We start from the raw sequence: 14,297 nt of genomic DNA, 5'->3' as shown, positions 1-14,297 counted from the left end.
TTCATCCACATTGGTCTGAAGGGCTTTCTGTTTCAGGCTATTTTCTCACTTCAATATACCTCACCACCCTCACCGGCGTATTGTCCTCTGTCATTCCTTCTACTACAATTCGGTAAACCGTTGGAGAGTCTGCGGCATAAAAGGAAAACCCGGCTTTACCTGTTTCGCTATCGGTGATGAGTGAAGGATTCCAGTAAATGGTCGACCGGGTGTCGGGCTCGCTATGGCTTTCCTTTCGCTGAGAATAATTGGGTGCTCTGAATTCCTGTGCCGGGGTGTAACCTTTTATCGTGTAAAGACTAAAGCCGTCTTTATTGAAAATGGTGGGCTTTTCGTCTGCCTGTCTTTCTGTGCGCTTTGTTTCAATCATGATCACGCCGCCTGATCCTGTCATACCAAAAATGGTTGCGCCATAAGTATACACATTGATGCTTTTGATCATGTCAACTGTTAGCGACTCCAGGTATTGCCATGGCGTTTCCCCGTAGATTCCACCATATCTCGACCCATCAATGATAATAAGAGGCGGTGCTGCCTTGATGCCCCAATTGTGCCGTTGGAAGCTAGTTCGCCCAGTGCCATTTCTTCCAAGGAATTCAAATACGGTGAGTTGGGGATTTTTTTCAAAATCTTTTTCCGTAAAAGTCTTGTCGCCAGCGCCGTAGCCGTATTGACTTTCTGACAGCGGTTCAATAGGTGTATCCTCTACCACTATCTCCTGCAACAGCGTGTACTCATCTTCGTCTTGCAAAACGAAAATGCGTTGAGGCATCGCAGTTTCTTTTATGTTCAGGTGTAGCACAGGCAGAGAGTCTGGTGCCTCAAGCGGGACTTTTTCATCGATTGTTACCGAGCCGAAAGGACGTCCCTTGGCATCTATTACCCCGAAGGCAACCTGAGCGCTATCTTCAAACTGCAGCCCGCTGGCCCAAAACCTACCGGCGCTGTCTGTTTCAACAATGCCATAGTCCTCATACTCTCCCTGCACAATGGTAACCGATGCCTGCTCTGGTAGTTTCTTTTTGTTTCTGAATTCTCCGCTTACACTAATGCCATATTCTATTTGATAGCCGGGTGGGCTTTTTAGCTGAGCACTGGAGACCTGATAGGTCCATTCATATGCGTCTTCCAGGGTAGTGGAGGACGGCACTGAAGCCACGTGCAAGGTGTCAGTTACGGCAACAGACAAATTCGCCATCAATGGGACTCCATCAGAGTTGGCGACAACAACTTGTACATCGATTTTTTCTCTTGGTTTGTAAACCTCCTTCTCCAGTTTTAAAGAAACCATTAGATCAGGGTTCTTTATTCTTGAAGGCCTTGCTTCAGTGTTTTGCACCTGTTCATAAAGGTTGAGCACAGGGATTGATCGATAAAAAATGTCCTTGTCATCAAAATTTCGCATCCAGTTCGTGTAGGATCGAAGGGTGTACTGGCCGGGAGTCAGATTACCGGGGAGTTGTAGTTGTCCATGACTAACCCCATCCTTGATCGGCAGGGCACTGCTTTGAATAATGGCTTTGTCTGAGTTCAACAGGTCGACGTAAACGACTCTGCTCAAAGTGTCGGTCATAAGAGGGTTTTGAAAAAGCATCTGGGTTTTGAACCAGATGGTTTCCCCCGGATAGTAGTAAGGTTTATCAGTTTGAACATATGGGCGTTCCCTTAGCGCATTGTATTTAATCCCCCTGACGGCAATCTCAGAAGGCTCGGGGTCGAATGACGTATAACTTTTATCGGGGGTGAAATTGTAAGGCAACATTCGGGCCACCCGGTCTCTGGCCATATAGCCCGCAATTATCAACTCACTCGGGTCATACGGCACACCTTTGATGCTTACTGCAACCGTAGAGTCTTTGAAAGTGAGCCAGCTTACCGGATAGTAGGCATCGGCATAGACAAGGTTGGGCCATATTTTTTTGAAATAATGAACTTCCAGAGGGGCTTGTGACCGAACCTTATAGTCTCCTATCCGGTCACCGGGCTTAAGCATTTTGGACCTCGAAATGGTGTCGAGCATAAACTCCTTATCAACTTCCAGCCGCTTTGTTCTCACATGATGCTTGCCCTCGGGTTTCACTGTGTAAACCTCGAAGCCTTCATGCTTCAGCCGGTCGTTTATAAGTGCTTTGAACATATGCCTCACCGAACCGAGGTACACCTCTTGCCTGTTCGTATCCCATGTCTTTGACATAGCTTCAGTGGAATCCATTTCTATAAACTGTATCGGCCCCTCATAGTTAAAACCGCTTCTTGTTTGCTGAAAACCTTCCAGGTGATAGATGATTTTGTAGCCCAGGCCAGTGTTTTCAATTTCGAGGGGTAGATAGCAGGTAGCGGCGAGGTATCTTTGCCCGCCTTTCAGTTTACCCTCATCAAAATCCAGCACCCATGGATTTAGTATTTTTGTTTGCGAAGACAAAGGGTCGTTGTAGGAGCCAATGAAGACCTCTTCGAACCTTTTTAACTGCCTCTCCCACTTCTTGTCTCTTTTTGACTTGAGTTCTACTTCATTGAGTTGTTTTTCAAGCGGCTCAAGCGCAAAGGATATTTTTACATGTTGATTGCCGCTAACCATTACCTTCTCGTAACTGGTGACATAGCCGACAAAGGAAGCAACTACTTCAATGTATCCCGGGCCAGGAATGGGGATGCTAAACTTCCCTTCGCCGTTACTGACAGCACCACTTGTGGTGTTGTTGATAAACACATTGGCAAAAGGAAGGGGTTTATTGGTGGATTTGTCATACACAGTGCCGTATAAGACGAAGCTCTGGGCTACAGAATTTAATGACAGAGCAAGCCCGAAAAGCAGAAGCGGAGCTAATTTTGATAGGGTTTTCAAAAGTGATGAGGGTACCATTAATTACTGCTTCGGAGCATATTTTATGCCACTATTTGCTGACTTGTACATACCTCACCTCCCTCACCGGCGTATTGTCCTCCGTCATTCCCTCCACCACTATCCTGTAAACCGTGGGAGCGTCGGCAGCATAGAAAGAAAACTCAGCTTTACCTGTTTCGCTATCGGTGATGAGTGAAGGATTCCAGTAAATGGTCGTGCGGGTGTCGGGCTCGCTATGGCTTTCCTTTCGCTGAGAATAATTGGGTGTTCTGAATTCCTGGGCTGGGGTGTAACCTTTGACCGTGTAAAGGCTAAAGCCGTCTTTATTGAAAATGGTGGGTTTTTCGTCTGCTTGTCTTTCTCCGCCAAGGTTCGTTTCTACCATAATAACACCGTCAAATCCCTGCAGTCCAAAAACTCCGGCGTTGTAGGTGTAAACGGAAATACTTTTTATATCAGCCGGATTGAGCGTAGCTAGGTAATCGACGCCTGTTGCTCCGGGAGTTGGCGGAGAACTCTCTATAAACTTCTGGCCGTCTACTATAACCAGTGGAGTGGGAATGTATCTTGTGGTGGGGTCGATACCTGAGCTAAGCCCCCAATTTTTTCGGTACATTCCACGCTCATTAAAGCCTGGCATACCCCTTTTTATAACTTCCATTACGCTCTGACCCGAGGATCTCTGAATATCTTCCTGACTGAATGTCTTATCCGCAGGGCCAAAGCCATAGTTCCTTTCTGACAAGGGTTCAATCTTGGAGCTTTCCACCACCACTTCATTGAGCAAGGTATAATCGATATCACTGGGAAGAGAAAAGATGGGCTGCGGTAACTCTTGTTCTTTTATATTTAGGTTCAGGTTGGTAAGCTTTGCTTTTACTTCAGGTGCAGTTTGCTTTGCCAACTGCACCGATCCGTATGGTTTCCCTTTTTCATTGATTGCAGCCATAGCAATGGCCGAGCTGTCGTTGAACTGTAAACCACTTGCCCAAAACTTACCGGTCGAGTCGGCTGCTACCACCCCATAGTCTTCATACTCGCCCTGCACTATCGTAATGTTGGCAGCTTCTGGCTCTCCTTTTTTGTTCAGAAACTGTCCGCTCACACTAATGCCGTATTCGATTTGATGTTGCGGCTGGGTGAAGTAGGGGCTAGGTTTTCCGTTGAGCACCCAGTTATAGGCTTGCTGTAGTGTTGGGCTTGTTGGAACCGAGGCTACCCGAAGGGTGTCGGTAACTGACACAGTCAGATTGGAGGAAATGGCTCCTCCGTCTGCATCCATTACGCTCAGGGACACTTGCACTTTGTCGCGGGGTTGGTAATGTTCCTTTTCAGTGTTAATCGTGATCAGTAAATCAGGGTCGGTCACATTGTCGCTGGTCACTGTTGTGTTCACTACCTTCTCGTACAGATTAATGATTGGCAAAGGTTGGTAAGTGATGTCGTTTGAAAGGAAGTTCTGCATCCATTGTGTGTAGGCCCTGAGATTGTAATCGCCGGCTTGTAAATATGTCGGAAGAGTTAATTGTCCGGTGATTTTACCATTTTTAATCGGAAATACTTCTGTTTTTACTATCTGGCGGAATGGGTTGATCACATCAACATAAAGCACCCGGCTCAGAGTGTCGGCCATCAGGGGGTTCTGGTACAGCATTTGGCCACTGAACCAAATGGTCTCTCCCGGGTAATAGTAGGGCTTGTCTGTAATCAAATGCGGTTTCTCCCGAAGGCTGTTCTGTTTATATTGTTGCTGGGCGATCATGATTTCCTCCGTCGAACTGAAAGCCGACACCGTGTCGCCCGGGGTGTAGTTGTGAGGAAGCAGATGCGCCACCCTGGCCCTGGCCATGTGCCCCGAGATGACAATATCTGAGGGATCGAGAGGCACGCCTTTGCTCGTCACTTCAGTGGAGCCTCCTTTAAGGCTAATCCAGCTAATGGGATGGTAAACGTCGTGATAATAGGTGTTTGGCCACGACATGCCAGAGTAGTGCACCTCCAGTCGTTTGGAGGAAACGACCTTAAAATCACCAATTTGTTGCCCAGGCCTGACGGCCCTGTCCAAAGAGAAAGGTTCTATAGAGTTGTCTTTTTCATAATAGAAGCTATTGGTTCTGATATGGTTAAGTTGGAAGCTTTTCGACTGAAAAACCTCGAAATGCTGAGCCGCTAAGTCTCCTCTGATCATCGACTTGAAGAGATGCCGCAATGAAGACTGATAGGCTTTTTGCCTGTTTTCCATCCATTTTTTGGACACATCTTCAAAAAGGGTGTCCATTTCAATAAACTGCACCGGGCCTTGATACAAGGTGCCATTTCGGGTTTGGCTAAACACATTCAAATGATAAATCAGCTTGTAACCGAGCGCCATGTTTTCAATTTCCAAAGGCTGGTTAAAGGTGGCAGAAAAATAGCGCATCCCATTGCTGGTCTTCCCTTCCTCAAAGTCGATGGCCCATGGATTGAGAATTTTGGTTTTATTCACCAATGGGTCATATCTGCTGCCAATAAAAACCTCTTCAAATCTTTCGAGCTGTTTTTCCCACTTTCTGTCCCTTCTCGATGTAAGCTCCACCTCATCAAGCTGTTTTTCCTGAGGAGCCAGAGAGAAGTCTTTTTGCAGTGGCTCCCCTTCTTTAAGGTCAATCGATACCGACTTTGTAATATAGCCAACGAAGGAAGCAGCCAAAATCATTTTGCCTGGACTGACTCCTTTCAAAACGTACTTGCCGTCGGCGTCGGTTACTGTTCCTATGGTAGTGTTGTCGACAAATACATTCGCAAAGGGGAGGGGTTCTCCTGTAGCGTTGTCTGTCACCGCTCCCGAAATGCTTTGAGCTGATGAAATGAGGAAATTCACCAGTAAATATAAAACCAGAATTATTCCTTTTACTTGGTACAAAGCAGGCGTTGTTAAGTTTTACTCCCAATTTAATTAATGGAGGATAAATATAGGCCAATAAAATTCCGCTAACTAAAATAAATATGCTAAAACAAATTGCATCATATACCCATTTTCACAAATAGGCTGAAATAATCCTCCAGTTTTTCAACGGCCACTTCCACTTTGCCATTCCTTACTTCCACTTTGCATTCTCCCTGCGATTTCATCACCTCGAATTTTTTCAAAGAGCTTCCGGGGAGGTTGAGAACAACTTTAATTTCATTTACAGCCACCAGTCGCCTGACCGGCCTACCCTGGCCGGAAGTAGTGTTTACTAGCGAGAGTATATACTCACCTTCCGTTTTTGTCGACTTTGTGAGCCCCAGATGAACACTCTCAGGGGCATTTGTGCTCACTGGCAGGTTCGCTTCTCCGGCAAGGTATTGAATGCCCCTCAGTATAAGGTTGCTCATGTCGGGATGCCCCATGGTGTAGGTGACCTTGTCTGGCTGATTGGCAAAATAGATGACCCTTCCCTTGCCATAACTGTGCTCCAGCACGGTGGGGTGCTTTTTCCCCCATTGATCGATCCAGGCCTTCTCGGGAGGTTGGTTATGGACTAGCGGACTGTATGTACAAACCATCCTGGCTTCGGGTGCCGCTTCGCACAGTAGTGTAAACCCAGCGTTGATAAATAGTTCGGTTTTCGCACTATCGGGTCTAACGAGCGGGTGTGCGGGGTCGTTGATGAATTGATAGCAGTCTTTTCGGGTGTTCACTTTATCGCCGGTAAAGCGGCACCCAAAAACGTTAGCCAGACCAAAGTTTTGCTTTGGTAGTCCGTCCTCATCGTAAAGGCTGGTTTCGTAGGTGGCGAGTAGCTTCCCTCCCTCGCCAACAAAATTTCGAAGCAGTTCGATTTCTCTTTCAGAAAGACATTTGACGTCGGGTAATATAATGACCTGGTATTTATTGAGTCGGTTCGTGCTTACCTGGTCGTCAGGAATGAAGTGATAGGGGATGTGGTTTTCGGCGAGCACTCGTTCTACCCCTTTGATGGCTTCATCAAAACTGTCCCCTTCAGTGGGCTTGTTTCTGTAGAAAAGCCTGGTCGGCCTGGAGTAGTAGATGCCCACATTGGCAACAGGCACATGGTGTGCGAGCAAGTGTTCGTACTTTTTTATGAAGCTGTAAGTATCCTGGTGGTTATAAGCATTCCTTCTGTCGTGCGTGGCGTCAGGGTACTGACCCGTGAAACTGCAGTTCCAAAACCTGCCCCCTGCTGACAATCCCTCCCAAAGCCAAATTTTCAGATCCTGCGGCGGATCCATCACATAGCGGTGGGCAGTGCCATTGCCACCGTATAGAATCACAGCTTCTTTTTCCGGCGCCATCGATTTGAGGAACCTGACAATCGTATTGGCATAGTTCAGGTCTTCGTAGTGAATGTGCTCTGAATTTTCTGTAAGAAAGGCCACACTTACCAGGTAGTCAAAATGCTCCCTGGCATTGTAAAGGTCAATGCCGGAGTCGACCTTGCCACCCGACTCAAACATGCTAAATACCTCCGCTGAATATGCTTTATCGGCTCCAAAAGCCTTCACTGTGTCCTTCATCCGCCGCATATGCTGGTCAGCCACGTCCGACTTCCAAACCATATACTGTTTCAGTGTCTCGTCAGTGGCGGTAGCGTAAACAGGTAAATCATCTCCCATTTTTGTTTTGTACGACGCCTTGCAGCGGGAGCAATGGCAGATGCCACCCACGCCAATGCTGTTGTGCCAAATGCCGTCAATATCATATTCTCTGATGATGTATTGGATAAATTCTTCGGCATGTTCGTTCCGGTGGTAGCTGGTGTAGCAGGAGGCATAAAGCTGCGGCCTTGTGTAGCCAAGCTGTATAGGTTTGCCTGTTTCGTCATAGCTGAACCAGTCGGGAAATTGCCGGAATATCTTTTCTTCTACTCCACGAAAGTCAACACGACCTATTACTTTGATTCCGACGCTGTGGCAGGCATTTGTGATGTCTTTCAGGATGTCGTTCTTAGCCATGAATGTGTTAATGTTGGCGGCGGGCAGTGGGTTCTGGAAGAAATCGACGATGCCACCGGCGTTTACCACCAGGGTGTTGCAGTCAGTTTTGAGCATATAGTCCACCACTGCCTGCGCATTGTAGTTGGTGGCATCAGGCTCCCGGAGTACCGTTTGAAGCATTCGAAGAGGCTTTTGGTACCACATGGGCTCATCAGCCAGGGCGCTTTTTGTTGAAACGGATTTAGGGGTGGCGTAGCCAACAAGTGGGGTAAGAGCTACGCCTCCGGTGATAATAGCGCCCTGCTGAAGAAAATTTCTGCGGTTGATGGATTTATGTGGCATGGTGTTGTTTGTATTTCCCTGAGAATAGTGAGCAAATATTTGTTCAGTATCAAGCAAAAAGGGATGACAGGTGTGCGGCACGCAGGAGTGGGAGACAACGCCCAGGCCATTTAAATTGGCGAAAAGCAATTGTGTTTCGTTATCAAAAACAATTAGAGGCGCTGGCGTATAGCGAACTTTTAATACGCTATATTTGTACCCTTATTTGCAAATCGTAGACTCCGGGGCCGACTGGTTTTGACAGTAAGGACGGATTTTGTGCTTGCGTGCCGGGTGATGAGTGTACATCCGTGAGCAATTCACTCAAACAACAATTGGCGAATCTAATTACGCCATGGCTGCTTAATCTTAACTTAACGTTGAGGTGAAGGCTTAAAGGGTTGAGTCTCTAGCGAGATTCCCCAGCCACATCCACCAGTGCCTCGTTCTTCCGGTGCTGATTTTGGGTGTCGACATGGTTGAACTAGTGGGTGCGAGGCTACTAAGCACCTGCGAAATTAAGTGGCTAAGCTGTGCGTTGGTATGTTGCCTACCGGCAAGCAGTCGAAAATTCAATCGGTAACTATGCATGTAGACGGTACATTTTTCCCTTATCTGGACGAGGGTTCGACTCCCTCCGGCTCCACTTCACTAAGAGAATTAACCCTGTAAGTGTTTCATTTACAGGGTTTTTCTTTTTTAGGATTTTAACCTGGTGGCAATGCGGTGGCTTTACCTTGGTTAAACATTTATTTACTAAAGATAGAAAGATTAAAATTTCAGTGTTGAGTTAGAGGCTTCAAAGTTTCCTTAATAAATGAATCAAGTCCTGTCCCCTCAAGTTCAGAAATCTCCATAGCCCTAAACATTTTCCAATTTAAAGTTTTACCCCATTTTTTTTCCTTGGGTCTTGCACTGAAGTTTTCATACTTTGACAAAGCAGTATACGTTTCTCCAAGCTCCAAGCTTATTACCCTTTGAGATAGGTAGTTTTCAGTGGAATGATAGTCTGTGACAAAAACATTGAAACCAAGACTTTCGCAATTCTTAACAAATCCTTTGAAATTTTCTTTGAGTTCCGCTCCTTCATTTTCGGCTTCACTATCAAAAATTACTGAATAAGATTTTGCATTCAACCTTTTCAATTCACTTAACTCTTCTAAGCTATTTTCATTGATAAAGCCCGCACCCCCTAAGTCCATTATAATGAAGTGGTGCTCGATCTTATATTTTCGAAGAATTTCCTTGAAGCACTTGATGTCAGTCCGTCCTTCTACCAGTAGGATATTATTTCCGCCGAGTTCAACAAACTGACTGAACCCAAGTTCACTTATGGTATTTGAAAGAGAGGGATTATAGCTTTCTCCAAAATCGGACAGTTTCAGTTTACCTTCATTGTTCTTCCCAAGGTAATAGATCTTATCTGCGGTACTACGTGCCAATCCAATTGAGTGGGATGTTGCAATGAGTCCGTACTTCGCTTTTGAAGCTAGTGTTCTGATAAATGTCTCTTGAAGTCTAGGGTGTAGAGCATTCTCTGGTTCGTCTATTAGGATAAATCCTGGTTTTCGAATTAGAGCATTCCCTAAAACTAAAATAAAGTGACCAATTCCGCCACCAAGGTCATTCAATAGAAATGATCCATCATCAGTGACTACTAATAAATTCTTCTTGTCTGGTGTAACAGAAATCTTAAATCTTTTAAACTGAAAAAGCTCTCGCAGTTCTTCTTCTAGATTTAAAATATCAGTTCTCTTGCTAAGACTTGTACCATTTGCCCATTGATCCCAATCGTGAATAAATGACTCACCAATGGAGATGTCGTAGTAAGTTCCGTTAGATTGCCAAGATGGAGTCCTAAATGAGCCTATATAAGTTGATCGCCTAAAAATTTCAAAGAAAACCTTAAGGTGGCCTGGTTCAGGTGGAAGGCCGGTCTTACCCTCTGCATTAACATTAAAAATGAATTCTGCGGAATCTAAATTATTACGCGATCTCGGCTTGATTAAAATATTTAGCTTCTGATCTTCAGTTTCAAATTCCAATTTGATATCGGCTCGAGGCGAACTTTGATTTACAACAGAAGATAGAGGTATACTATCTCTTATTAATAGGTTGTTCCCTGCAAGGTTGTTTTCATTGACCACTATTGAGTGAAATTCATAAAAGAATTTCAGTAAGTTGGACTTTCCAATATTGTTGACACCTAAAATGAATGTGATTCCCTCACCGATCTCAAAAGAAATAGGATTGTCATAGGGTATGCTTCTGTAGTTACTAATTTTAATGGTTCCTTTTTTCATCGGCTATATACCCTTATTGAGACACAACTTTATCTGAAGGGTAATTATTACTGTCTTCAGCAATTTTGGATAGGCATAGGTCAATAAGTGATAAGACTCTAAAAAAAAGGTAGTCTATTTGACTTATATCTGTCAACTCAATTTTATCTGTTTCATGGTGCCTTATTCTGAAATTATTGCCAATTTTTGTCAATGTCACAAATTCATTGTTAAACTCCTCCTCTCCCAGGTTTGAAGCAATTTTTGATATTAGTTTAGTCGAGGATTCCTTTTTATTTTGACCATAGTAGGTCTTTATTCTTTCAAAAGCGTCCCAGATTTTTTCAAGCGCTACCTGTTTATCTCCAGGCTTTAGAAAACGACTTTTTGCTTCATTAATTAACGCATTAAGCTCTGAGTCATTTGTAGTAGCTTCTTGATTGAAAAGGAGATCAGTATTGACATTCATATCAAGGACATGTCCCAAATCCAATTCTTTTCCGGCGTCAATAGATTCTCTTATAAAGGACTGGAACTCCGTTAGGGCTCTCTGGTAGCTCTCTTCGAAGTTACTATCATCCTTGGCCAGTCTTTTAAAATCCTTTTTGTAGAAAAGCCCTCTGGTTATGACATTTCCTATCTGTTTAATATCCAATTGCTTCAAAACATTCTCAACCCAATATCTTCTTGTACTTCCGTCATGTTTGAAGTTTAGGTTTAACCTACTAAAAAAGGCATCTAACTGATAGGAAGTCCTATATGGGAACGAATTGCCTTCCTCTCCACAGATTAACTCTGCTAGTTCAATTTCAAAGTCAGGATTACTCTCTCGACACTGAAGTAACTTGAGAAGTTTGAGGTCGGTGGGATCTGATTTTTTTGCCTCACGCTTAAAAATGTAATCTTGGATAATTGCGACGCCTTGAGATACTGCCTCCTTATCAATTTGAAAGTTCATTTGCTATCTGTCAAATTCAAAATGGCAAGTCATCTATGTCATCATCTAAGGAGGGTATCCTCGAATAGAAGGTCAATAATCTTATCTTGGCGGCATACTCCTCAGGAAGTTTTGTCGTAATATCTCTTATAAGTCTGTCGAATTTTTTTGTGTCTTCCAGAAGGTCTTGGTTTTTATATTCAGAAAGCTCCGTTAATAGCTTTTTGACGGGCGCTAATACTAAGGCAGTTCCTAGATCAATAAAGCCTTCAGCCAAAATTTTTTCGTTTTCGCTTCTATAACTAGTTTTCTCTAACATTTCCTTTCTTTGAGTCATGCAAATTTTCCTGCTTTGTTAAAATTACGGGTTTAAAGTTGAAAAAATCATATTTTGCTTCAATAGATTAATGGCAATAAGTCCTATAAGTGGCTCACAATAGAACTCCGCTTTATGATAAAGTCACCTGAATCTCCCCATTGTAGAGACTTTCTTCTATATCCGTCAATGTGAAGGTTCAGGGAAAAGAGCCTATCATTTCTAACAGGCTCTTTTATTCAATTCAAATACCAGAAGCTTCCAGGATCATTCTCTAAAGCCTCCTTAAGCTGTAAAGTAAAGTTTAAGCCGTTGACTCCTGTTTCCCAGACAAATACTGATAAATCTGTTCCTTACAAATTTCTGAGCAAACTGCTGCTCAGACAACTCTGCTTTATACCTACCCAAATCAACGTTCTTTCTCCAGAGATTCCTTCAAAAAAAGGAGCTTCAACAAGCATGTCAGCAAGTCTCCAGCATGAGTAAAAGCAGCGTGTGGATAACTTTTCTCCTCCTCCCTCATATTAACTCCTCTTTCATTTCATTTAATTTCCGATTCAGGATAAATTGCCTGCTTGATAGAGAGCGCCCCCATGGAAAGCTTTGTAGTATCAGCAAGAAAATATCGCCCACTTGGTTTTGATGAGGTTGTAGGTCAGGAGCATATCACCACTACCCTCAAAAATGCCATTGACCAGAACCACCTGGCCCAGGCATTGCTGTTTTGCGGGCCCAGAGGAGTAGGCAAAACTACCTGCGCCCGTATTGTCGCCCGTATGATCAACGGTTTCGATAACGCCAATCCGCTGGCTACCGGCAATAACCTGAATATTTACGAGCTTGATGCCGCTTCCAATAACTCAGTAGACGACATCAGGAACCTGATCGATCAGGTGCGGTACCCACCCCAGCAGGGCAACTATAAAGTGTATATCATCGATGAGGTGCACATGCTCTCCACCCAGGCCTTCAATGCCTTTTTGAAGACGCTGGAGGAGCCGCCTTCCTATGCCATTTTCATTTTGGCTACGACGGAGAAGCACAAAGTGATCCCCACTATCCTTTCCCGTTGTCAGATTTACGATTTCAACAGGATCGAGATTTCGGACATCACCACTCAGCTTCAGAAGATAGCTGCCAACGAGGGTATAGAAGCAGAGGAAGAAGCACTTCACCTGATTTCGCAGAAAGCCGATGGTGCTTTAAGGGATGCGCTTTCTATTTTTGACCTGATTGTTACCTTTTCGTCTGGCAACAAAATCACCTATCAGGACACCATCAAGAACCTCCACATTCTTGACTACGACTACTATTTTAAGGTCATAGATTTCTTTTTGGAAGAAAACCTGTCAGGCGTACTGCTCATTTTTGATGAAATCATCAGAAGCGGCTTCGACGGCCACAACTTCATCAATGGGCTTAGCGAGCACCTTCGCAATTTGATGGTTTGCAAAGACAAGGAAACGATTTCGCTCTTGCAGGTCGCCCAAAGCATCAAAACAAAGTATAGCGACCAATCGTCAAAAACCTCTCTTTCTTTCCTTCTCTCCGGGTTGAACATTTTGAGCCAGTGCGACATACAGTACAAGGCCAGCAAAAATCAACGCCTTCACGTGGAGCTGGCGCTTATGAAGCTGACTCATTTGAACGCAGCGTTTTCTTTAGCCAGCTTGCCCGCCCCTGAAAATGGGGCAAAAAAAAAAGTGAGCTAATAGCTGAAAAACCCGAGGACACCAGTGCAGCAAATGGCACAAGTGCGCCCCGACCGGTTGTAACCACTTATAAGAGCGGCACAGAGAAAAAGGAAACCCCGAGCATTTTTCCCGTCAAGGCGGAAAAGAAGGAAGCAGTACAGGAAGCGAAGCCGGATGACACCGATGAGGCAGAGGCCGTTAGTCAGCTTCCTTCGTCCGATTACACACAAGACCAGCTCACCGAAGCCTGGCAGAAATTTGCGCAGCAGAAATCAGCGGGCAAAATTTCCGACTCGCTGAAGATGATTTTCAAAAAGCTATTGCTCAAGAGAGAGGAGTCGGTCGTTGAGATAGAGCTGTCTACCGACATTGAGCGTAAATTTTTGAAGGTAGAGGAAACTGAGCTAGTTCAGTTTTTGAGAAGGGAGCTTTCGAACCCAACGGTCACACTGCGGATAACCATCAAAGAGGCAGAACTAAAACAAAGACTTTACACCGACAAGGAGAAGTTCAACTACCTGGCCGAGAAGCAGCCCTTGCTGCTCAAGCTGAAAGAAAAGCTTTATTTAGATACCGATTTTTAGGCTTCTGCTGCTGACAGTTCCATCAGGGCTTTTTCGCTCAGAGGCTTGGAAATAAACTGGTGAACAAACCTGTTGTTCAGAAACTGGTTGATGTCTCGTTTGTTGTTAGAACTTGACAACACGACAACTTTAATTTTTTCGTGTAGCTGAGGAGGAAAGTTTTCGTATTCGTAGAGGAACACGAAACCATCCACAATGGGCATGTTGATGTCAAGGAAAATAATATCCGGGATTTTGTGGGGGTCGTTTTGGTTTTGATGTAAGTACTCAAGGGCACTCTTCCCGGTATTCTTTATCAGGATACTTTCGGAAAAATTGACATGCTCCATTATCTTCTTACTGAGAAAGTTGTCGGTGTCATTGTCATCCACAAGCATGACAAGGCTCACTTTTGGGGT

General features: G+C 44.5%; 9 protein-coding genes and 1 other RNA gene. 3 read left to right on the top strand and 7 right to left on the bottom strand.

Features of this window, described 5'->3' with window-relative positions; all coding sequences use genetic code 11:
* Positions 1 to 37: 37 nt before the first annotated feature.
* From RIG68_RS03770 to RIG68_RS03760, 3 genes are all read right to left on the bottom strand, one after another.
* Positions 38 to 2,845 carry a carboxypeptidase-like regulatory domain-containing protein gene (locus RIG68_RS03770; protein WP_350118754.1) on the bottom strand — a complete coding sequence of 936 codons (2,808 nt, stop codon included), beginning with the start codon at positions 2,843 to 2,845 and terminating at the stop codon, positions 38 to 40.
* 49 nt (positions 2,846 to 2,894) lie between these two features.
* Complete coding sequence (locus RIG68_RS03765; protein ID WP_350118751.1) at positions 2,895 to 5,747, bottom strand: carboxypeptidase-like regulatory domain-containing protein; 2,853 nt, start codon at positions 5,745 to 5,747, stop codon at positions 2,895 to 2,897.
* A 101-nt stretch (positions 5,748 to 5,848) separates the two neighbouring features.
* Entirely contained in the window at positions 5,849 to 8,107 is a 2,259-nt protein-coding gene (locus RIG68_RS03760) for a beta-galactosidase trimerization domain-containing protein (protein ID WP_350118748.1), read from the bottom strand.
* Between the two features lie 223 nt (positions 8,108 to 8,330).
* On the opposite strand from RIG68_RS03760, the gene ssrA reads away from it, so the two are divergent.
* Positions 8,331 to 8,735: a transfer-messenger RNA gene (ssrA, locus tag RIG68_RS03755) on the top strand.
* Positions 8,736 to 8,865: 130 nt separating this feature from the next.
* On the opposite strand, the gene RIG68_RS03750 is transcribed toward ssrA, so the two are convergent.
* The 3 genes from RIG68_RS03750 to RIG68_RS03740 are packed head-to-tail and all read right to left on the bottom strand — an operon-like array spanning position 8,866 to position 11,642.
* Positions 8,866 to 10,389 carry an ATP-dependent nuclease gene (locus RIG68_RS03750; RefSeq protein ID WP_350118745.1) on the bottom strand — a complete coding sequence of 508 codons (1,524 nt, stop codon included), beginning with the start codon at positions 10,387 to 10,389 and terminating at the stop codon, positions 8,866 to 8,868.
* Positions 10,390 to 10,402: 13 nt separating this feature from the next.
* The gene (locus tag RIG68_RS03745) at positions 10,403 to 11,326 is read right to left on the bottom strand and encodes a hypothetical protein (RefSeq protein WP_350118742.1); all 924 of its coding nucleotides are present in this window, start codon (positions 11,324 to 11,326) and stop codon (positions 10,403 to 10,405) included.
* Positions 11,327 to 11,342: 16 nt separating this feature from the next.
* Complete coding sequence (locus RIG68_RS03740) at positions 11,343 to 11,642, bottom strand: hypothetical protein (RefSeq protein WP_350118739.1); 300 nt, start codon at positions 11,640 to 11,642, stop codon at positions 11,343 to 11,345.
* A 572-nt stretch (positions 11,643 to 12,214) separates the two neighbouring features.
* On the opposite strand from RIG68_RS03740, the gene dnaX reads away from it, so the two are divergent.
* Both dnaX and RIG68_RS28895 read left to right on the top strand, forming a co-directional pair.
* Entirely contained in the window at positions 12,215 to 13,333 is a 1,119-nt protein-coding gene (dnaX, locus tag RIG68_RS03735; RefSeq protein WP_350076261.1) for a DNA polymerase III subunit gamma/tau, read from the top strand.
* Positions 13,333 to 13,899: a DUF8439 domain-containing protein gene (locus RIG68_RS28895; RefSeq protein ID WP_502880617.1), complete on the top strand. Its 567-nt coding sequence runs from the start codon at positions 13,333 to 13,335 to the stop codon at positions 13,897 to 13,899. Before dnaX ends, RIG68_RS28895 begins: the two co-directional genes overlap by 1 nt.
* On the opposite strand, the gene RIG68_RS03725 is transcribed toward RIG68_RS28895, so the two are convergent.
* The coding region (locus RIG68_RS03725; protein WP_502880609.1) for a response regulator at positions 13,896 to 14,297 on the bottom strand (402 nt) is incomplete at its 5' end. The genes RIG68_RS28895 and RIG68_RS03725 overlap by 4 nt on opposite strands.

Source organism: Imperialibacter sp. (genome assembly GCF_040222385.1).
GTDB lineage: Bacteria > Bacteroidota > Bacteroidia > Cytophagales > Cyclobacteriaceae > Imperialibacter.
The sequence above is the reverse complement of the archived record's forward strand: the minus strand, read 5'-3'. Positions and strand labels throughout refer to the sequence as shown.

Coding starts and splice junctions, on each gene's coding strand:
- RIG68_RS03760 (WP_350118748.1), bottom strand. CDS start 8,107: ATGCCACATAAATCCATCAACCGCAGAAATTTTCTTCAGCAGGGCGCT.
- RIG68_RS03750 (WP_350118745.1), bottom strand. CDS start 10,389: ATGAAAAAAGGAACCATTAAAATTAGTAACTACAGAAGCATACCCTAT.
- RIG68_RS03745 (WP_350118742.1), bottom strand. CDS start 11,326: ATGAACTTTCAAATTGATAAGGAGGCAGTATCTCAAGGCGTCGCAATT.
- RIG68_RS03740 (WP_350118739.1), bottom strand. CDS start 11,642: ATGACTCAAAGAAAGGAAATGTTAGAGAAAACTAGTTATAGAAGCGAA.
- dnaX (WP_350076261.1), top strand. CDS start 12,215: ATGGAAAGCTTTGTAGTATCAGCAAGAAAATATCGCCCACTTGGTTTT.